Raw genomic sequence first — 19823 nt, forward strand, 5'->3', positions numbered from 1 at the left:
ACAGATGTCCACCACCCTTCAGCAGGAGCGTGCCGAGCTGTTCCGCAGCCTGCACGACGACTTCCTCGTGCTGCCCAACGCCTGGGACGCCGGCAGCGCCCGCCTGGCGGCCGAAGCCGGCGCCACCGCCATCGCGACCTCCTCCGGCGCGCAGTCCTGGTCGCAGGGCCTCGCCGACGGCCGCTCGCTGGCCAAGGCCGACGTGCTGGCGAACCTGGAGCGCATGGTGGCGGCCACCGACCTGCCGGTCAGCGCTGACATCGAGAACGCCTACGCCGCCGGCGCCGACGACCTGCGCGCCACGATCACGCAGTTCCTGGCCACCGGCATCGTCGGCATCAACCTGGAGGACTCCGGTGCCACCGACGACGGTCCGCTGTACGGCACCGCGGCCGCCGCCGAGCGCATCGCGGCCGCCCGCGGCGCGGCGGACGACGCCGGCGTCGACCTGTTCATCAACGCCCGTACCGACGTGTTCCTCCTCGGCGTGGGCGACGAGCACGGCCGCCTCGCCGACGTCATCGCCCGCGGCAACGCCTACCGGGAAGCCGGCGCCTGCGGCCTGTTCGTCCCCGGCCTGCTCGACCTCGCCGCGCTGGGCACGGTCGCCCGCGACACCGGCCTGAAGGTCAACGCCATGTGGCTGCCCGGCGCCCCCGCCCCCGAGCAGCTGCGCGAGGCCGGCGTGTCCCGGTACTCCGCCGGCACGGCGATCGCCCAGGTCGCCTACACCGCCGCCGCCGACGCGGCCCGCGCGTTCCTTGCCGGACAGGACACGGCCATGGCCGCCTCCATCAACTACTTCGCGTTCAACGACAAGTTCGCGAAGTAACCCAGACCGGGGCGGGCGGCCGGCGCCCGGGCCGCCCGCCCCATCCATCACACAGCCCGCCACCTCCCCCCGCGTGGCGGGCTGTGTCGTCCATCGGGCCGGCCCAGCGCGCCGCCGACCACGACCCGGACGTCTTCCCACCCTCCTCCCGCGACCGGCTCTTCGACCCGCTGGAGGCCGACACCCTGACCTTCGGAATCGGCCGGCACTTCTGCCCCGGCGCCTGGCTCGCCCGCCTCCAGATGCTGATCGCCCTGCACCACCTGGCCACCCGTCTGTCCGCCCTCCGCCTCGCCACCCCGGTCACCGCCATCGAATGGCGCCAGGGCACCTGGTGCGTCCGGCAGATGCCGGCCACGTTGCCCGGCGGGCGCCACCCCACCCGGCCGGGTCCCCTTCTGGCTGCGTAGGTGGTCTCCAGGAACGATTGTTTGCGGCTTCCAGGAACGCCCCACGATCACCAACGTCCGGAATGTCGGCGAGAAGTAGGAACACCCGCCACGGAAGCGCACGAGTGTTGTAGGGCGTACGGGACTGGCACAACCGAACGGCCAGGACGCTGGCGATGGTCGCCCTCAGTCAGCGGTTGTTGGGGCCAGCAGCGTGGCGGCCGCGGCGATGAAGGCGACGGATGCTTCCTTGGCCGCATGCCGCCGAGCGTCCAGCTCGGTCCGGTCGATGGCCTTGCGCAGCGCGTACGTGGCATCAGCGGCTTGCTGGGCAGGGCCAGCCAGCTCGGGGACCAGGACCTGAAGGCGGATGTGGGGCGCGGTGGTTGCTGCCCGGGTGTCGTGGGACCTCGTCTGGGCCTCCAGCTGGTGCTCGGGGCCGGCCTCGGTCAGGGCCAGACGCTCCCGATGGAACATCGCCGAGCGGTGCGCGTCCAGGGCGGCCGCGAAATCGGTGACGGCGCCGAGCTGGTCCTGGCGGTGGCTGTCGGCGCGCTCCTCGGCGCGTGCGGTCCGTGCCGAACGGTGCTGGAGGAGTCCGGCGGTCAGGGCACCGGCGAGGGTACCGAGTACTGCAACGATCGAAGGCCATATGGACATCAGGTGCTGGGTCCTCTCGGGTAGTCGTTATGGCGGTGAGGTCGGCGGCCAGCGAGGTATGGGCGGCGCCTTCGTCGGCCGGGGAACGCCTGCGGCGCTCCGGATCCACCCTGGCAGTCAGTTTGCGGATGGAGCCAGAGATTAGGACTCTGGGGCCGCAATCACTTGCTCCGAGCCGACCAGCCTTCGAGACGGCCGGAAGCAAGTACCGGCGCGCTCCCAGAACTCAGCACCATGTTTCTTGTCGCTGACGGAGCGTTTCCAGCAGTGACCAACAAACGTTGCCCGCTCCCGGCAGTAAAACCACCCTCCACGCTCCCGTGCCGCGTCCCGTTCGGAGTCCTCGTTCGAGTCCCGTTCCCCCGGAGCCGATCGGCACCGACAGGCCAGGTCACCGACACGGACAAGGGGACCCACCCGCACCGACAACTTCCTGTGCGACCCCCGAGACGCCACCGAAGCAGCACCCCGGGCATCCCACGCGCCCTGGTGACCCGGGCAGCCCCATGACCCGCCGCCAGCACCCGAACGTTCCCCTCGCCCCCACACCGCCAGCGGCCGGGAGTGTCATGAATTCGGACGTCTGGAGGCGGTGCGGGCCGCTTTGGAGAGTCTGCGCTCGCCGGTGAAGCTGCGGGCGTTCAACCCGCGGGCCGTGGAGCGGCAGCGGATGCACGCGGTCGCAGCGGTGTTCCACGGCACGGCCATCTCGCCCCCACCGACAGGACGAGGCACGCGGAGCTGACCTCCTGGCTCGCCCGTCAGCGCCACCTGGGCGGCCAGGGCCTGGTCGATGCGGCCCGGGTCGGCGAGTTGGACGCGCTCGGCATGACCTGGTCGAAGCTCGCCAACGTCTGGGAGCGGTACCGGCCGCAGCGGTTGAACGGCCGCAACGCCGTGATGCGCGTCCACCCAGCGCTGATGGTCAGGCCGTTTCGCAGCCGTGGGGGAGTGCTGCTCGCTTTTATGAGGGTGCGCACCCGTTCCAGTCCGGGGCTGTGGTTGCTTATGACCCCGGCGGCAGGTACGGCTCGGTCGAATAGCGGGCCATCACCTCAAGAATGGCGTTCTCCTCCACCTGGTCCAGGCTGCCATGCTGCGCGATCAGGGCGGACAGGTCGCGGAAGTAGCCGATGTAGAGGTCCGGAGCCACCGTGCAGATGAAGGCTGCCCACTCGGCGGGGTCCGGGTTCGAAAAGGTGTGGGGAACACCGATCGGCGCGGTCACCATTCCTCCGGCAGTCACGTCAGCGTGCTCGCCGGCGGACGTGAAGCGCATCGTTCCGGACAGGACATAGAACGTCTCGGAGTGCTGGCGGTGGATGTGCTGAGGCGGCCCGCCGCTGTTCGGCGGCAGACGGCCGACCATGACCCCCATCCGGTGCCCGGTGTGCGAGCCGTCCTCCAGAATGCGCATCCCAGTCGAGCCGGCAAGCACCTCGCCACCACCCGCCGGGACGAGAACGACATCCATGGCACGCACCTTTCCCTGTGACGAGAGCACCAGGACCACCAGGACACTTCCACCGTACCCATCTCTTCCCTGTCAGGCAGGCCCGCCGTCGATCGGCGCCGGCCTCCACCAGAGCCAGCACCCCGGCCCACGGGAGACCGACCCGGCCGATCCACCCGGCATGCTCCAGGCCCAACTCGCGAGCTCTGGCGGCGGCACTGGCCAGGACCAGGAGCAGGCCCATGTCGTCCATCCCGGCGGTCTCTCCCCGGGCCAGGCCGCGGACGGGAACCAGCCGGGCCAGGGCTCCGGGGACGGGCAGCTCGCCGGCCCGCGAGGCCGGGCCAGGGCTCCCGGTGCCGGTCGCGCTCACCCATACCCGGCCCCTTCCCCGAGAGGGGCGCCGGAACCCGGCCGCGGGCAGGTCAGGCCGCCGGATCCTGCGCGGTGTCCGGCCGGGCGGCTCGCTTGAGTCTCATGCTCGCTTCGTGCCGGTTGCCCGCCGTTGCCCAGAACGGGTGGGCGTACAGCTCGGCGCCGACCCGGGTGAACGCGAATCGGTTCTCCTCGGTCGGGTCGGCGGCCCAGGCGGCCTCGGCCTCGTGGCAGCGGCGCTGAAGTTCCAGCAGGTCAGAGGGAAAACCGGAGTCGGACACCGGCCCGTCGTAGGTCGCACGCCCGTGCGCCGGGCGACGCCGTGCCCGGGCCGGCGGGGTGACGTCGACCGGAACGGCCCACGGGCCGCCCCGGGGCGGCTACCGTCGTCACCGCGCCGCTGTGCATCTTCGGCTGAGTGCTGACAGAACGGACGGGCATGAAGGAAGAAGCCGCGATCGAGAGCGCCCGGGAAGTCTGGCCGGAGGCGGAAGGATTCGAGCCCGCTCCCTGCGGCTGGACCTTTCGGGTCGGAGGCGGTTATGCGTGGATCACGGACTCCGGCCACGTGGCAGCCGACCCCGAAGGACAAGCCCACGCTCGTCGGCCCCTACCGCGACCACCTCCGCGCCCGCCGCATGGAAGACCCGGCCGTCCAACTCTTCCGGGAGATCAAGGAGTTGGGCTATGCCGAGAGCCTCAATCTGCTCTACCGCTACATCACCCAGGGCCGCGTCGAGGGCGGCAAGCCGGTCACCACCCCGCAGCGTTTCGCCCGCCTCCTGCTCACCCGCCCCGAGAATCTGCGCGACAAGGACCGCACCACTGGGGGAGTTCACCGAAGCCTGCCCCAAGATGGCCGAACTCGCCAGCCTCGCCGGCGAGTTCGCTCAGCTTCTGACCCCAGCGGAGGGCAACGACGCCAAGCTCACCGACTGGATCACGACAGTCTGCGCCGCCGACCTGCCCCACCTGCACTCCTTCGCGAACGGCCGTGAACTCGACCGTGCCGCCGTCGACGCCGGACTCACCCTCCCCTTCCACAACGGCCGCACCGAGGGGGGTCAACACGTGGACCAAACGGATCATGAGGCAGATGCACGGCCGAGCCGGGTTACCCCTGCGGCGGCTTCCCGGGTCCACCGGCGGTTCCTCCTGCCACTGCGCGGCGAGCATCCGGGTTCGGGTGGTCGGTTCCTTGACGGTGGCGTCCCCGATGAACTGCTCGTCCAGGACGAGTCCCTCGAACGGGTCGGGTGTCGCCCGGCCCGGCGCTATTGGCTCCGGTTCACGGGCAGGGGGCCGGTGGGGTTCCTCGGCGGTTGGCACGGCGCCAGTATGCCCGCCCGTTTGGACACACCGACCCGGCGAAGCGGCCCGGAACGCCTCGCGGCTTGGAGACCGACGGTCACTCAGCCTCAGTGCGACAGGACAACAGGGCCGCCGGGCCGGAACTGCTCCACCCCGACGATGTGCCGCACCTTGACCGGGCGCACGATCACCGCGACCCGCTGCTCCCCCGGCATGAGCCATTCGAAGCGCTCGCTGCCCAGGTACTTGCGGGCCAACCGGTCCATCCGATCGTGCGCCTCCTCGCCCTCGATGAAGCGGGCCACCACACCACTGATCTGCACTCGGTCGAAGGGATCAGTGGCGTCCGCGTGCGAGAGATAGACGCGGGGGTCGCGGCGCAGGTTTTCCTCCTTCACCCGACCCGCGGAGGTGTTGAAAGCCAGCTCCCCCTCTCCCTCCAGATCCACCCACATGGGGCTGACCTGCGGTGCTCCATCGGCGAACACGGTGCCGACGTACCAGATGTTGGGGGCTCGCAGCCGGGCGCGGACGGCTTCGTCGAATGTCGCAGTCACCCCTGGAGGCTACCAATCGGCGGGACCAACGAGGGCAACCACTGGGACATCCCGGCTACTGACGCCGACCTCGGGGGCCGGGGTGCCGGCCGTGTCACAAGAGGAAGACCGGCGAGGGCTTCGGGGTCAAGGCCGTTCTGACAGCACTCCGCCCCGGTGCGCACCGTACGGAGCCTGTACCGGGGTGGAGGTGCGGGTCATTGGTCGCGGTGCACGTGATGTTGGCGGATGGGAGTACGTCGAACGGGATGGCCAATACATTGACGTCGTGGCAGATGCCGGCCGGGACTCCGATGCCGAAGCTGTTGACAACATGGACGTCGAGATCGTCGGCCACGGCGCCGCTGGTGCCGGCGAGGACGGCGGCCACGGCCAGAACGGTGGCCGTGAGGGCGGTTCGAATGCGCAGGTCTCTCCCAAGGGTGATGACGGAACGTCGTACTGCGAGCCCACCTGCCGGAGTAGCCACCGGCAACCGCACTCACCCACTTGAGTTCGAGGAAGCGGCACACCCTGCCGAAACGTGGGCGTGGGCCGTGCCGACGCTGATGCGGAAGCCGGCCGCGATCTGCGCGAGGGTGTCGTGCTTGCGCAGGTACACCAGCGCGACGACGGCTCGCTGTGAAGGCCGGAGCTTGCACCGACGGTCACCCTCCCGGTTGACGATCAGCATGGTGACCCACTCAACGAGCGCGTGCGGCAGGTCCCGTGCGGCAGGACAGGTGACCAACGAGGCTCCCTGGCAGAACAGTTGAGACTTCAGACATCTCGCTCAACCGCCAGGGAGCCTTGCTCGTTCTGCACTCGTTCCGTCAGTCTGGCCGTCACCCGATCGGTGCCCAGCCTGAAAAGGCTCCCTGAAAACCTCTTCTGACGCCCTTTTTCCTTGTTGTGGGTGGTCGCGGGGCGGGTCCGTGTGGCGAGGTGTGGCGCCTGCGGCGGGCCTGGGAGGGTGGGCGCCCGGCGGGGTCGGCCGCCCGCGGCTGCGCCGCCGTCCGGGTCGGCCTCGGCCTGCTCGTCCGCCGGAGAGAGACAGCGGTATGTCTCAGACGGCCCCGGAGCTCACATACGGGGATCCAGGAGTTTTTCGGGCGTGATCGGGAGGTCGCGCACCCGCCGCCCTGTTGCGTCGAACACCGCGTTGGCAACGGCCGCTGCGATACCGGTGGCGGACAGCTCCCCGATCCCCTTGGCTCCGAGCGGCCCGGTGTGTGGATCGAACTCGTCGACGAAGGACATGTCGATGTGGGGCGGGATGTCGGCGTTCACCGGTAGCGGCACGCCGGCGAGGTCCTGGGACAACCAGTGGCCCAGCCTCGGCTCGAAGTGGCTGGCCTCCATGGCTGCCATGCCCCAGCCCCACACCAGTCCGCCGATCAGCTGGGAGCGGGCGGTGCGCTCGTTGACGACTGCACCGACGCTGTAGACACCGGTCGCGCGGCGCAGCCGGAGCAGGCCGAGGTCCGGGTCGACGCCTACCTCGATGAACATGGCGCCGAAGGTACGGGAGGAGACGCCAGGCGCTCCCCCGTCGGCGGATGCGCCGCCGGGCAGCACCATCTCGCCGTTGCCGACCACCTCGTCGAACTCGGCCGCGCGCAGGATGTCGGCGTATGACCGGCGCTGGTCGCGCCAGGTGAGGGCGCCGGAGTCGGCGCGCACCTCATCGCTCGGCCAGGACATGACGTTGGCGAGCTGGCGCAGGACGTCATTGGCGGCCAGGTGGACAGCGGTGCCCATGCCGATCGTGGTGCCCGATCCGTATGTAGGACCGGCGTACGGTAGGTCCGTGTCGCCGAAGATTCCCTTGACGGAGCTGATGTCGATGCCGAGGGTCTCCGCGGCGATCTGCGGGAAGATCGTGGTGGAACCCGCGCCGATGTCTGTGTAGCCGGCCTCGACGGTTGCGGTGCCGTCGCCCCGCAGCCGCACCCGGGCGTTGGAGGTGAACCGGAACTGGCCCTGCGTGCAGTCGGCCATGCCGCAACCGATGAGCCAGTGCCCGTCGCGGGTGCTGCCCCTGGGCCGGTCCCACCAGCCGAAGCGGCGGGCACCCTCCTCATATGCTTCCCTGAGCTTCTTCGAGGACCAGGGCGTGCCGTCGGCGGGGTGGCTCTCAGCGTAGTTGACCAGGCGCAGCGTCAGCGGGTCCATGGACAGGGTGTAGGCCAGTTCGTCCATCGCGGAGCCGAGTGCCCAGGTGCCGGGACCGTCGATGGGGGAGCGCATGAACGACGACAGATTGACGTGGCCGCGCCGCACCCGCTGGCTGGTGGAGATGTTCGGGGAGGCGTACAACGCTTTGGAGGGCACGGAGCCGAACTCGACGTAGTCGTCGGTGACGGCGGTGATGTTGTCGGCCTCGTGGACGATCGCCCGGAGTTCGCCGCTTTGGTTGGCGCCCAGGAGGACGCGGTGCTCCATCAGCGGCTGGTAGCCGACCATGCTGTACATGTCCTGGCGGGTGAGCACCAGCTTCACCGGCCGGCCGACGGCCCTGGCGGCCTGGGCGGCGAGGATCTCGTGCGGCCAGATGAACGCCTTGGTACCGAAGCCGCCGCCGGTGTGCTGGGCGATCACCCGCACCCTGCCGGAGGCGATGCCGAAGGCCGCGGCCAAGGTGTCCCGCACCGCGTACACGTGCTGGACGGAGTCGTGGACGGTCAACTGGCCGTCGTGCCACTCGGCGACGATTGCACTCGGTTCCATCGGGTTGCCGTGCCGGGACGGCTGTGTGTAGGTGCCAGCCGTGCGCACGGGCGCCTCCGCGAACGCGCCAGCCGCGTCGCCCTTACGGAACTCCAGTGCGTCGAGCATGCCGTAGCCGCTCTCCGGCGATGGCGATACGGCCACGGCCGTGTCCGGGTTGATGAATGGTTCCCGCTCGTACGACACCCGTACCCGTGTTGCCGCGCCCTCTGCCGCTTCCAGGGACTCGGCCAGGACCATGGCGACCGGTTGGCCCCAGTAGTTGACGATGTTCCCCTGCATGGGGAGGAAGCGGGTCGCGAGCGGAGGACTGGGCAGGGCGGCGAACGCCTTGTCGACCGCCGGCAGCTCGGTCAGCACGTGGACGACGCCCGGCTCCCGCTGAGCCTCCTCGACGGCGTAGCCGGCGACCCGGCCTGCGGTGATCGTCGCGCCGACCAGGACCGCGTACAGCTGGTCGGCGGCGTTGTAGTCGGCCGCGTACATCGCTGTTCCAGTGACCTTGGCGGGACCGTCCTGCCTGGTCACGCCACGCATGCCGGTCATCATGCCTCCAGGGCCAGCTCGAGGGCACGCAGTGCGGTGTTGCGGGCGAGAGGGATCTTGTACGCGTTCGAGGACAGCGGGCGGCTGGCCGAGAACCCGGAGGTCACGGCGTCCATCACCTCGGGGCCTCCGGGGCGAAGGCCGACCAGTGCCTGTTCTGTGTCGTACAGGCGCCAGGGACGCAGCGCAACGGAGCCGAGGGCCAGCCGTGCGCGGGAGATCACGCCGTCCTGGACCTCGACGGCAGCGGCGGCCGACACAAGGGCGAACTCGTAGCTCTGGCGCTCGCGCACCTTGACGTACGCGGACTTGGGCGCGGGCGCGCCGATTTCAATGCCGGTGATCAGCTCGCCGGGGCGCAGCACGTTGTGCGCCGACGGATCCTCGGCGGGCAGGGTGTGAAACTCGGTCGCCGGAATCCTGCGTCCGCCGTCCACGTGCTCGGTGATGATCTCCGCGTCCAGGCAAGCGAGGGCGACGGCGGGGTCCGAGGGCTGTACGGCCACGCAGTCCTCGGTCCATCCGAAAATGGCCAGCCGCTCGTTCGCGCCGTGCAGAGCCGCGCAGCCGGAGCCGGGGACACGTTTGTTGCAGGCCACCGGGCCGTTGGAGCGGAAGTAGGGACACCGGGTGCGCTGCACCGGGTTGCCGCCGATGGTGGCCAGGTTGCGCAGCTGCGCGGAGGCTGCCTTGAGGATGGACTGGGAGAGCAGCGGATACGAGATCTCGACGCGTGGGTCCTGGGCCACGTCATTGAGCCGGGCCAGTGCGCCGACGTGCAGGCCGTCGCCGGTGGAGGTGACCTCGTGCAGCCCGGGCAGGCGGCTGATATCCACCAGGTGGCTTGGGGACTCGATGCCGATCCGCGCCCAGTTGAGCAGTTCGGTGCCACCGGCAAGGAACATGGTGCCCTCGGTCCGCGCGCTGTCCAGGGCGCCGGGCAGGGACTCGGCTCGCACGTAGGTGAACGGGCCCATGTCACCACCCCTTTGCGGCTGCTGCCTCGACGGCGGCGGCGATCTGCGGGTATGCGGAACAGCGGCAGATGTTCCCGCTCATCCATTCACGGATCTCATCGTTCGATCCGGTATGGCCCTCCTGAATACAGCCAAGGGCCGACATGATCTGACCAGGTGTGCAGAACCCGCACTGAAAGGCGTCCGCATCGATGAAGGCCTGCTGGACGGGATGCAGTTCGCCGTCCCGGGCGAGCCCTTCGACGGTTGTCACCTCGGAGCCGTCGGTGCTTACGGCCAGCACCATGCAGGCGTTGACCCGGCGTCCGTCGAGGTGGACGGTGCAGGCACCGCACTCGCCCCGGTTGCATCCCTTTTTTGTTCCGGTCAGCCGAAGCCGCTCGCGGAGGAGATCGAGGAGGGTCGTGCGCGCATCGCACGTCACCTGCGTGGTCGCCCCATTGACCTGCACGGTCACTGCCGTTTCTGGGATGAAGCTCTCGTTCGGCATCGCATCGCTCCTGAGGAGGGCACCTGAACGCGGCGCGGCGGGGCAGCCAACCTGGCACGGTACGCCGCTACAGGGCTCACTACTACCAGCTCACCGGCGAGGGGCTCGACCACGACGCGCTGAAGCAGGAGGTTCAGAAAGGCAGGTCGCCGGGCTCCGGGCCGCCCCAGGACAGGCCGGTGACGTAGGCGCTTCAGTTGTCGTCGCCGGGCCTCGTCAGTCCGTCTCGGCAACGGGTAGAAGAGAAGGTCAACCACATGCGCCGCATCCATCACGCCCAGGTCATGCCCACCACCCGTTCCTGGTCAGCACGGACCCCTCAAACAGCGACAGAGCCCAGAAGTTGGACCAGAACCCGTTCTCGTGAACAGAACCAACACGGTTCTGGCCGGAGCTCCACCCCCGGTCCAGGGGGTGACGCACAGGCTCCACGCCCTATCTACACGGCATTGCTCCTGGGACAGTGTGTGTCCGCCGGTTCCATTCGCGGTTCTCTGGGGCCTGCGGCTGCAACTTGTGTGCACCCTGCACGGCTTGCCCGTCGCCTTCGTACTCACCGGCGCCAAAGCCGACGAGCGCACCACCCTGCTGGACATCCTGGACACCGAGACCGCTCTTGTGGCTGCCCGGCCCGGCCAGACCCTGATCGGGGGCAAGAACTACTACGGCACCGCGTTCGAGCGTGAGCTCGCCGAGTTGGAGATCCGGCTCCTGCGGCCGGCCGCTTGGTCGAGGGTGTGGTCATGCTCGGGGCTCTGCCCACCCCGCCACGGCGCCGAATCCCGCCGTCACCTGAACGGACCGTTGAAAACGGGTCTGCCGGCTGCCCTCGGGCCTGGCGCGTCCTGGCGGGGCCATTAACGCCGGGATGGCCTGGTACCGTGACACCCCAGCTTATTTGAACGCGTTCAATATTGGGGGGTGAATGGAGACCGCGAGCGCACGGCGGCGGGTACCCCGGACAGCACGGGTCCTGGCGGTGCTGGCGATGTTGTGCACCGCACCAGCACTGGCCTGGGCGGCCGGCGGTGACAAGTCATTCATCGGCGATCCGTTGGTGTTCGGTTCGCTGGTGACGACCGCACCACTGTTCACGCGGGATGCGGACACCTTCCGGACCGCTTGCCGGCTGACCGGCTGGGGGGTGCTCGCGTTCTCGGCCCTCGGCTTCCTCTCCGGGCTGTTCCTGCTGACGCCAGCGGGTATCGTCTTCCTTGCGGCGGGAAGCCGGTCGCGTCCCGAGCCCCGCCGCCTACCGCTGCTGGTCGGCGGCCTGGTGACAGCCGCGACCCTCGGCTTCGCCGGCTGGATGATCGGCGAGATCTGGATCGCTCCGTACTTCCAGGAGCCGGACGCGTTCCTCGCCACCATCCAGGAAGGCAGTCCACTTCTCAGCGTCGGCCAGCGTCCGGCGGGGATCCTCAGCGACGGTTCAGGCCTCGGCCACGGTGCCACGGACGTCGGCCTGAAGGAGAGCGACGGAATACCCGGCGCCAGGCTCGTCGTCGTCTTCGACCCCCACACTCCCGCCGCCGACCTTGCCGTCCTCCGCCAGAGGATCGCCGACCTGCCAGGCGTGCGCGACGTCAGGCTCTGCAATCCGCCAGCCCGCAACTGCCGCTGACCCGATTGGCTCGCCAACCGGGCGACTGTGTCTCACCGCCGCCGGCCAACATCTCGGTGACACACGCAACGACGCCTCAGCAATGCGAACGGGACTGATTGCCCGGGACCAAAGCGAACATGGGGAGGGCTCTGGACATCCGGGTCATGGGCGACCACCGTGACCCTCACGGTGCCCGGGATGACTGGTCACTGCCGGCCAGCGGCACGATAGTCCCCAGTTCCAGCCGGTCCTGGAACACATCCGGGCGTCCCGCGGGGCGTCGGCAGGCCACCGTCGGCTACGACCCGCGCGGCCTGCGCACGGGAACCACCTACTCCGACACCACACCAGCCATCTCCCGTACCTACGACAAGGCCGGGCGCCCCGCAACTGTCACCGACGCGACCGGAACAAGGACCCTGGGCTACGACCCGGCCGGTCGGCTGACCTCCGTATCCAAGCCGACCGGCGGTGCAGGCTTCGCCTACGGCTACGACACCGTCGGAAACCTGACCAGCCGCCAGTACCCCGACGGCCGCAAACTCACCTACACCTACAACGGCGACCGCCGCCGAACCCAGCAGACCATCGACGGCGCAACCACCAGCTACGCCTACGACCCCGCAGGGCAACTGACCAGCACCACCCTGCCCGCCGGCAACGGCTACACCGAATCCCGCTCCTATGACCCGGCCGGACGCCTCAGCGCGATCGCCAGCACCAAGGCCGGTACAACCCTCGCCTCCTGGCAGCTCACCCGCGACGCGGCAGGCCAGCCCACCAGCGTCAACGCAAGCCGCCTCGGACTGGGCGACGGCGTCCAGACCTACAGCTACGACCAGGCCGGCCGACTGCTGTCCGGCTGCCCCGTGTCACCGGCCACCGTCGGCTGCGCGAACGGCGCGCTGACCTACACCTACGACAAGGTCGGCAACCGTCTCACCCAAACCGACTCCTACGGAACCACCACCTCTACCTACGACGCCGCCGACCAGCTGACCAAGACCAGCATCGGCTCGGCCACCACCACCTACGCCTACGACGCCGACGGCAACCTCACCACCGTCAAGAACCCTTACCGCGACCAGACCGTCGCCAGCGGCTCCAGCCTGGCCTCGGGTGCAATCCTGACGTCCAACAACGCCCGGCTCATCATGCAGGCCGACGGCAACCTCGTCCTGTACCAGATCGACACCGGCCTCGCCGTCTGGTCCACCGCAACCGCCGGCCACCCCGGTGCCCGCGCCACCATGCAGACCGACGGCAACTTCGTCGTCACCGACACCAACGGCACCGTGCTGTGGAGCACCAACACCGCCGGAAACACCGGGGCCGTGGCCAAGGTCCAGGACGACGGAAACCTCGTCCTCTACGACACCGCCAACAAGGCGCTGTGGGCCTCCAAGACCTACCGCGACCCCCTCGCGATCCACGCCACCACCTACACCTACAACCCCCTCGGCCTGCCCCAGAGCCAACACGACACCTCCGGGGCCTCCTACCACCACCACGACTGGGTCGGCTCCGTCACCGACCTCACCAACTCCACCGGCACCCAGCAAAGCCGAACCACCTACGACCCTTACGGCCGATCCGGCACCGCCACCACCGCCACCGGCGCCCCGACCACCCCATTCGGCTTCACCGGCCAGTACAACGACCCGGTCGTACCGGGCAAGCAATACCTCCGCGCGCGCGAATACGACACCGCCAACGGCCGCTTCAACACCCGCGACCCCCTCGCCAGCCCAGCAAGCTCCCCGTACACATCCGCGTACACCTACGCAGCCGGCGCACCCACCATCTACACCGACCCCACCGGCCTGTCACCCGAAGACGACGACCCCGAGAAGATGGGCAACCTCGAGGCCATCCGCAGCGGCCTCGTCAAGGGCTTCAAAATGCCCTTCGAATTCGTCGGAGACGTCTTCAACGCCGTCACAGGCCGCAACGGCGGCGCCGGCGCCTTCGTCGACAAGTACATCCCCATCCGCCCCGCCTACGCCATGTACGTCGCCGCGGCCAAACTCCGCGAATTCGGCTGCAACAACGTCGCCGACAAGGTCGAAAAACAAGCCGACGAGCTGGCCACCCAGGTCGTTCTTGCCGGTCTCGGCGGTGTGCGCAGCTGGGGCAAAAAGGCGTTCGGCGAGAAAGTCGACATTGCTGGCGGCGGGGCAGCCCTTCGCCGCTGGTGGGCCGCCGATGTGCGAACGACATTGAACGGCGAAACCTACCTGGTCCCCTCGACGCCAGGCCTCACGGAACGAATCAACCCCGGTTGTGGCACGAGGAACTGCGGACCCGTTTCTGTAGCCACTGACCAGTTGCTGGCAGGAAGGAATCCTTCGCCGGTACCTGCTGCAGACAATCCACTGTTCCGCCCAGAGCTCCAGGCACTAGCCGGCTCCAGCCAACCCTTTGTCCAGAAGGGCGGCCTGTCTGGAATCGTGAGCGACATGCAGGGCTGGGGAAACGGCTCTCGCGCGATCGTCATGGGCCAGCCCTCGGCAGCGGATATGGCAAAGGGTGTCGAGGCTCACTACTTCAATGTAATCAACGATAACGGTGCAGTCGTGTTCCTTGACGCACAAACCGGCCGCGCCGTACCTGAGGGCTACCGCTACTACTTCATAATGCGGACCCACTAGCCCCACCACCTTCTGGATGGCCTCCCCAACCTTACCCGGGAGGCCATCCAGAGCCATCACACCGAGCCCCGAAGGTTTTTCAGTCGCTACATATCTAGCCCGGCGATTGCCTTGCGCGGTAGAATCACGATTGCCAGAAAGGCTGCGCCCGGCACGCCCGCAACCCTTCGCGAAAATTCGGAGCCGACAGTGAATGTAAGCAAGGAGCAAGCCGTCAAGCTGATTGAGGATCTGCTAGTCAGGCGGCAGAGCGAAGCGGGGCTGCCAAAGCTTGCCATCATTGGCGTCAATCAGACCGCTGTCGGATGGGTAGTGGCCTGGCAGTCCGAGCGATACAAATTGAATCCAATTTCTGACGACATTCTCGTCGGCGGCGGACCGTATCTCGTCGACGGCAAAGATGGAAGCATCTATGAAATTCCGGGAGAAACCTTTCGAACTGCAGACTGGCAAGCAATGTATCGGCAGCAGTTCAAAGGGGAGCGGCCTCCCGACCCCATCCTTGACTCGATTCAGGCCGCCCTCCAGGCGAACGGTCAGCTCGCAGCAATTCGCCTAGCGCGAAAGAGTGCACCTTCTTTCAGCATTTCCGAAGCAAAAGCATACGTTTCTGCAATTCAAAGTGGGGGTGGCCCGCCAGAAGAATTGGTGCAACGAACTCGCAAGGTCGACCCCTGCCCTCCGCTTCCGATCTACAGAATTTCGGGTCCAAATATTTGATGATCCCATCGCCGCGACCTCCACTTCCCGCCGGTGCCCACTGGGGCGGCGACCAGGCGGTGGCCTCGTCATAGAGAGTGCGGGTCTTGAGGCAGCCGTGGAGGATGCCGGCGAGGCGGTTGCCGAGTTGGCGCAGGGCGGGGTTGTAGTCGAGGTCTCGGGCGCGCTGTTTGTCGTAGGAGCGGCGGGCGCCGGGTGAGCTCTGCAGCGAGCAGAACGCCTGACGTTGCAGGGCGTCGGCGAGCCGGTTGTTGCGGACGTATCGGGCCTGCACTGTGTGTCCTGCCGGAGGCGCGGGTGACGGGGCTGGTGCCGGCGTAGTTCTTGCGGGCCTTGGCGGAGGTGTAGCGGGTGGGGTCGTCGCCGAACTCGGCCGGCACCCGGGCGCCGGTGATCTCGCCGATGCCGGGCATCGACAGGTAGATCTCAGCGTCCGGGTGCGCGAGAAAATGCGCGCTCACCTGCTCTTCCAGAGCGGCTGTCTGTTCGTTCAGTGCGATCAGCATCCTCGCGTGTGCGACCGCTGCCGTGCCGTAGGCGGTGGTGACCGGTGCGGGCAGGCCGAGCTGGGGCTCGCGGAGTGCGGCCTGGATCGCGGCGGCCTGCTGGTCCCGGTTGCGGCGGCGGTGTTTGGCCAGGACCGTGGTGATCTGCGGTTTCGTCAGCTTCGCCGCCTCTTCGGGCGTGGGGGCCTTGATCAGCAGTTCCATTGCGTCGGTGCTGGTGAGCTCCAGGGAGGCGTAGGCGGCCAGCGCGCCGGGGAAGTACTCGCGCAGCGTGCTCCGCAGCCGCTGGAAGGTGCGGGTGCGCTCCCAGATCAGGGTCTGGTGCGCGCGGGCGACGATGCGCATGGCCTGGGCCTTGTCGCTGTCCCCGGCGATCGGCCGCAGCTGATCGCGGTCGATGCGGACCATGTCCGCCAGTGCGTGCGCGTCGTCCTTGTCGCTCTTGGCCCCGGAGGTGCCGTAGCGCTCCTTGAACCGGGCGGCCTGCTTCGGATTGACCGCGTAGACCCGGTAGCCGACCGCGATCAGCGCCTGCACCCATGGGCCCCGATCGGTCTCGATTCCGACCACCACCCGCCCGGGGTCCGGCTCTTCACCGCCGTGCCGGGCGACCAGGGCATGAAGCTTCGCGATCCCCTCCACACCCTCCGACAGCCGGGCGATGGCCAGCCGGCGGCCCGTCCCGTCCTGCACCTCGACATCGTGGTGATCTTCGGCCCAGTCGTCGCCGATGAACAGCACCCGCTTCCCCCAACTTCTCTCGCCTGTCACGTCGATGCAGCCTGCGGAAGGCACGGCTCGCGCCCTAATGGATCAGTGCTCACGCCCAACTTGCCCGGCGGGCAAGCCATCCCATCAGCAGTCAGGCCTCCCGGCCGACCAGCGAGGGCACGGTCTGACACCAGAACTCATAGTGGCTCCGGGCGTGAAAGTGCTCACCCACTGGCGGCTACGGACCGTAGTCTCCCTCACGGCCCGACGAGTCCCAATAGGACGTGGGGGACGGCTCGTCGGGGGGAGGGAGTAGGCAGGGGGTGATGACCTGCAGGTACATGCGGTCCGCGGTGCCCGAGGCGGACGCTGTCGCGGAGTAGCGGCTGCTGGGGGGAACTTCAGCTCCGTGTTGTGCCGCAGGAACGCCGCAGCCTCCCTCGGCGTCCAGCAGGTCCGCTCCTCTGCGCGGGGCTTGGGCGGAACGCACTGCTCGGCTGGGTTGAACTTCAGCCGCCACGACCGCACTGCGTGGTTCAGCGCGTTGCGCAGCGTCGAGACGACCCGGTGCAACGTGACCCGGCCCAGGCCGGCCTTGCGCTGCGCGGCCACCCAGGCCTCGATCTGCTTCGGCCGCAGGTCCAGCAGCCGGCACCGCCCGAACGCGGGAATCAAGTCCCTCTCCATGTAAGCCACGTACCCGGCGTAGGTGTTCGCTGTGAGCTCCTCCATCCTCGCCGCCAGGTCGCCAGCGGGTGCTCAGGCGGCAGCGCGGTTCGCTTCGTCGTCGATGGCGTCGTAGAGGTGGGTGCCCTGGGCCCAGTCGCGGAGGATCCGCCGGTTGACGAGGATGAGGTCGTGGCGGGCGGCGAAGTCGCGGGCGTCCCGGGTGAAGCCGTTGAGTCCGATCATGACGGGTACGTCGGCGTGGTGTTCGGGCCGGGCGGTTCCGTTGAAGGTCTGGACGTCCCGGGAGCCGACCGGTTTGCCGTAGTGCTTGCACTGTACGACCACCTTGCGGCCGTGGTGGTCCCAGGCGATGACGTCCGCGCCGAGGTCCCCGGCGCGGCCCGAGTGCTGGACCCGGGGGAAGCCGTCGCGCGCGAGCAGGTCGGCGCACGCCCGCTCGAACTCCGTGGCCTCCATCGCGTCCAGGTGATGGATCCCGTACGTCAGGATGGCCGGGGCCTCGTCGTCGAAGTCGTCGTCCACGTAGCGGACGTACCTGCGCGGGGCGAGGAGGCGGGTCATGAGCAGGACGGGTACCAGCACGAGCGGAGCGGCGATCAGAGCCGACCACCAGGGGTGATCGGTGATCCAGCCCCAGACGTCCATGCTGAGCCAGCGCCAGAAGGTGGTGCTCAGCCATTGCCAGACCAGCTTGGCGACGGCGATGGCGAGTACCACCCCGGCGATGGCCTTCAGCAGCGGATCGAATGTGCCGTCATGGCGCACTGCGCGGCCTCTCCTGTGTCGTCTCGGGGCGCCGGGGCTGGACTGGCCGGGCTGCGGGGCGGCGGACTCGTCGCCGGGGCCTTCGGGCCGGCAGGTGCAGCAGTTCGTGGAGGGCCACGCCGTGCTCTGCCCACAGACGGAGCCGGTCGCGGTCGACCCAGCGCACCTGGTGCTTGTCGCCCCATGCTTTGGCGTCGCGGGTGAAGGAGCCGTTGGTGACCACGACGGCGATGTCGGCACCGTGGACGGGGCCAGCGGTGCCCTTGACCTGGTACATCACCGGGGAGCCGACCTTTCCGCCGACCGTGGTGTGCTTCGCCTGCAGCACGATCCGGCCCAGCGCCGGATGCTGACCGATCACGTCGGCGGCCTGGTCGCCCTGCCGGCCGACCTGCCGCGCCGTCCAGCCGTCGCGGACCAACAGGTCCCGCAACGCGAACTCGAACTCCTGGTCGTCCAGCGCGTCGATGCCGCTCAGGGGCAGCCGCAGACCGGCCCGTCGCGCCGCGTGGGCCCGATCGGCGGAGCGGCGCCGCACCCACCGCACTGCCGCGACGACGAGGGCGGTGGCGGTGAGAGCAGCGAGGACGGGCCAGTGCCGGGCGGCGGCCCGGGTACCGGCGGTCGCGCCCTGAGCGAGCAGGGTGGCCACTGCCAGGGCGGTGACACCAGCCGCCACGTGCTCGGTGGCTCCCCGGGGCCGGCGCAGCCACCGGCGTCGCCCGCGAGCCATTACGGCGCCACCGGGGTGGAGGTGGCCGTCGGCGCCGGATTGTTCGGCGTGGCCGTGCCGGTGTCGCCGAAGCCGATGAAGTGGCTCCACAGCCACACCAGCGCGCAGACGCCGACGATCGTCCAGCCGCTCATCTTCTTCGCGCTCGGCCGCGGGTTGCGTCGGATGTGGCTGCGGACGACGTGGTATCCCTCGGGTGCCGGCATCGAATGGGCTCCCCTCCTATCGGCGGGCCGCCCCTCGCGGCCCGTTCCGCCCTCTGATGTAGCAGCGCCCTCCGACACGAACTGACGGAACGTCGACAATCGATCACAGGTCGCAGCGGGATTTGGACACGGATCTCGTGCCGATGCCGGCTTCCTGACGGGGCCAGCCACCGGCATTGGCCCAGGCTGTCGAACTGCTCGACACATTGGTGCCTTTGAGCGCCGAGGCGGCCGCCGCTGCGGCCTTCACCCTGCGAACCACCTGTCAGCTGGACGAATGCCCGGCCGCAGCGGGGTGCGGTGGGCATCGTCGATGCATCTGGCGAAAACCAGCGGCGTACGCCGGGGGCGCAGAAGAGGGGTGCACGCGCCGTGGCCGGTCAGCGGCCGCACGTCCTCTGTCAGCCCGTCAAAGCCACAACAGGCCGTCGAATCACGGCGATTCATCAGAAGCGTGAACCGGGACTACGGTCAGGCTCTACCCTCTCGTCGGACGGGAAGGAAGCAGTGGGTGACAGGTATGACTTCCGGCGAAGGACGCTCGCGGCGCCAGGGCGGCATGGGTGCCGACGACGACAGTGACAGCGGTCTCGCGCTCCTGATGGGCTTCTTCGCGCTCGGCGCCGTCGTGCAGACCGTGGCCTGGCTGTGGGGCCATCCACTGGCGCCACCGCGGCACTCGGCGGTGCCGCCGCGGTACTCGTCGCCCTGCGTGCGGCACTTCGACATACCGCCCTCGGTCCACCAGTGCGCCGATTCCTGCAACCGCTTTGGGCCCTGGTCCGCGCTGGCATCGCCACGCGATTCACGCTTGCCCGCACCAGGGTCGCGGCGTCCGTCACTAGGCCGTGTCCTGCCGATCAGTTGAGTCGTTGATACGACTATGGGGAGTAGGGGTGATCTGACTGACGGCCAGTGGGAGCGGCTTCGGCCGCT

General features: G+C 68.8%; 16 protein-coding genes and 4 pseudogenes. 7 read left to right on the forward strand and 13 right to left on the reverse strand.

All coding sequences use genetic code 11. The features are described from left to right. The first annotated feature begins 4 nt into the window (after positions 1 to 4). Together AB0O11_RS29160 and AB0O11_RS29165 are read left to right on the forward strand one after the other, a co-directional pair. A complete protein-coding gene (locus tag AB0O11_RS29160) occupies positions 5 to 832 on the forward strand; it encodes an isocitrate lyase/phosphoenolpyruvate mutase family protein (RefSeq protein ID WP_363392784.1) in 828 nt (275 codons plus the stop codon). 83 nt (positions 833 to 915) lie between these two features. Then, positions 916 to 1242 (forward strand): hypothetical protein, encoded by a 327-nt coding sequence (locus AB0O11_RS29165; protein ID WP_363392787.1) that lies wholly within the window; start codon positions 916 to 918, stop codon positions 1240 to 1242. Positions 1243 to 1407: 165 nt separating this feature from the next. Here AB0O11_RS29165 and AB0O11_RS29170 read toward each other — a convergent pair whose 3' ends face one another. The 3 genes from AB0O11_RS29170 to AB0O11_RS29180 all read right to left on the reverse strand — a co-directional run bounded on the left by AB0O11_RS29170 (position 1408) and on the right by AB0O11_RS29180 (position 3990). Continuing rightward, positions 1408 to 1881 (reverse strand): hypothetical protein, encoded by a 474-nt coding sequence (locus AB0O11_RS29170; protein ID WP_363392790.1) that lies wholly within the window; start codon positions 1879 to 1881, stop codon positions 1408 to 1410. 1006 nt (positions 1882 to 2887) lie between these two features. Further along, positions 2888 to 3355, reverse strand: a complete 468-nt coding sequence (locus AB0O11_RS29175) for a cupin domain-containing protein (RefSeq protein ID WP_363392792.1) — start codon at positions 3353 to 3355, stop codon at positions 2888 to 2890. A 404-nt stretch (positions 3356 to 3759) separates the two neighbouring features. Next, positions 3760 to 3990 (reverse strand): hypothetical protein, encoded by a 231-nt coding sequence (locus AB0O11_RS29180; protein WP_363392795.1) that lies wholly within the window; start codon positions 3988 to 3990, stop codon positions 3760 to 3762. Between the two features lie 300 nt (positions 3991 to 4290). On the opposite strand from AB0O11_RS29180, the pseudogene AB0O11_RS29185 reads away from it, so the two are divergent. Then, positions 4291 to 4823: pseudogene (locus AB0O11_RS29185) on the forward strand (transposase); the annotation flags it as partial. Positions 4824 to 5127: 304 nt separating this feature from the next. On the opposite strand, the gene AB0O11_RS29190 reads toward AB0O11_RS29185, so the two are convergent. From AB0O11_RS29190 to AB0O11_RS29215, 6 genes and pseudogenes are all read right to left on the reverse strand, one after another. Next, positions 5128 to 5577 (reverse strand): PPOX class F420-dependent oxidoreductase, encoded by a 450-nt coding sequence (locus tag AB0O11_RS29190; RefSeq protein WP_363392798.1) that lies wholly within the window; start codon positions 5575 to 5577, stop codon positions 5128 to 5130. A gap of 94 nt (positions 5578 to 5671) precedes the next feature. After that, the gene (locus AB0O11_RS29195; protein ID WP_363392801.1) at positions 5672 to 5947 is read right to left on the reverse strand and encodes a hypothetical protein; all 276 of its coding nucleotides are present in this window, start codon (positions 5945 to 5947) and stop codon (positions 5672 to 5674) included. A 144-nt stretch (positions 5948 to 6091) separates the two neighbouring features. After that, positions 6092 to 6307: pseudogene (locus AB0O11_RS29200) on the reverse strand (transposase family protein); the annotation flags it as partial. Between the two features lie 332 nt (positions 6308 to 6639). Next, positions 6640 to 8823, reverse strand: coding sequence for a xanthine dehydrogenase family protein molybdopterin-binding subunit (locus tag AB0O11_RS29205; RefSeq protein WP_363392804.1), 2184 nt, complete (start codon positions 8821 to 8823; stop codon positions 6640 to 6642). 8 nt (positions 8824 to 8831) lie between these two features. Then, positions 8832 to 9809, reverse strand: coding sequence for a xanthine dehydrogenase family protein subunit M (locus AB0O11_RS29210; RefSeq protein WP_363392807.1), 978 nt, complete (start codon positions 9807 to 9809; stop codon positions 8832 to 8834). 1 nt (position 9810) lies between these two features. Beyond that, positions 9811 to 10299, reverse strand: a complete 489-nt coding sequence (locus AB0O11_RS29215; protein ID WP_363392810.1) for a (2Fe-2S)-binding protein — start codon at positions 10297 to 10299, stop codon at positions 9811 to 9813. Between the two features lie 495 nt (positions 10300 to 10794). On the opposite strand from AB0O11_RS29215, the pseudogene AB0O11_RS29220 reads away from it, so the two are divergent. The 4 genes and pseudogenes from AB0O11_RS29220 to AB0O11_RS29235 form a co-directional block, all read left to right on the forward strand. Then, a pseudogene (locus AB0O11_RS29220) lies at positions 10795 to 11022 on the forward strand (transposase); the annotation flags it as partial. A gap of 202 nt (positions 11023 to 11224) precedes the next feature. Beyond that, positions 11225 to 11923, forward strand: coding sequence for a hypothetical protein (locus AB0O11_RS29225; protein ID WP_363392812.1), 699 nt, complete (start codon positions 11225 to 11227; stop codon positions 11921 to 11923). Positions 11924 to 12069: 146 nt separating this feature from the next. Further along, positions 12070 to 14556: an RHS repeat-associated core domain-containing protein gene (locus AB0O11_RS29230; RefSeq protein WP_363392815.1), complete on the forward strand. Its 2487-nt coding sequence runs from the start codon at positions 12070 to 12072 to the stop codon at positions 14554 to 14556. A 189-nt stretch (positions 14557 to 14745) separates the two neighbouring features. Beyond that, positions 14746 to 15276, forward strand: coding sequence for a hypothetical protein (locus AB0O11_RS29235; RefSeq protein WP_363392834.1), 531 nt, complete (start codon positions 14746 to 14748; stop codon positions 15274 to 15276). A 49-nt stretch (positions 15277 to 15325) separates the two neighbouring features. Here the strand turns inward: AB0O11_RS29235 and AB0O11_RS29240 are convergent. The 4 genes and pseudogenes from AB0O11_RS29240 to AB0O11_RS29255 form a co-directional block, all read right to left on the reverse strand. Further along, a pseudogene (locus tag AB0O11_RS29240) lies at positions 15326 to 16523 on the reverse strand (IS110 family transposase); the annotation flags it as partial. Between the two features lie 729 nt (positions 16524 to 17252). Then, positions 17253 to 17948: a restriction endonuclease gene (locus AB0O11_RS29245; protein WP_363392817.1), complete on the reverse strand. Its 696-nt coding sequence runs from the start codon at positions 17946 to 17948 to the stop codon at positions 17253 to 17255. Next, complete coding sequence (locus AB0O11_RS29250; protein ID WP_363392821.1) at positions 17938 to 18681, reverse strand: restriction endonuclease; 744 nt, start codon at positions 18679 to 18681, stop codon at positions 17938 to 17940. The genes AB0O11_RS29245 and AB0O11_RS29250 overlap by 11 nt, the downstream gene beginning before the upstream one ends. Then, positions 18681 to 18887 carry a hypothetical protein gene (locus AB0O11_RS29255; RefSeq protein WP_363392824.1) on the reverse strand — a complete coding sequence of 69 codons (207 nt, stop codon included), beginning with the start codon at positions 18885 to 18887 and terminating at the stop codon, positions 18681 to 18683. Before AB0O11_RS29255 ends, AB0O11_RS29250 begins: the two co-directional genes overlap by 1 nt. Positions 18888 to 19823 lie beyond the last annotated feature (936 nt).

The organism is Kitasatospora sp. NPDC093102 (assembly GCF_040683915.1).
Classification (GTDB): Bacteria; Actinomycetota; Actinomycetes; order Streptomycetales; family Streptomycetaceae; genus Kitasatospora.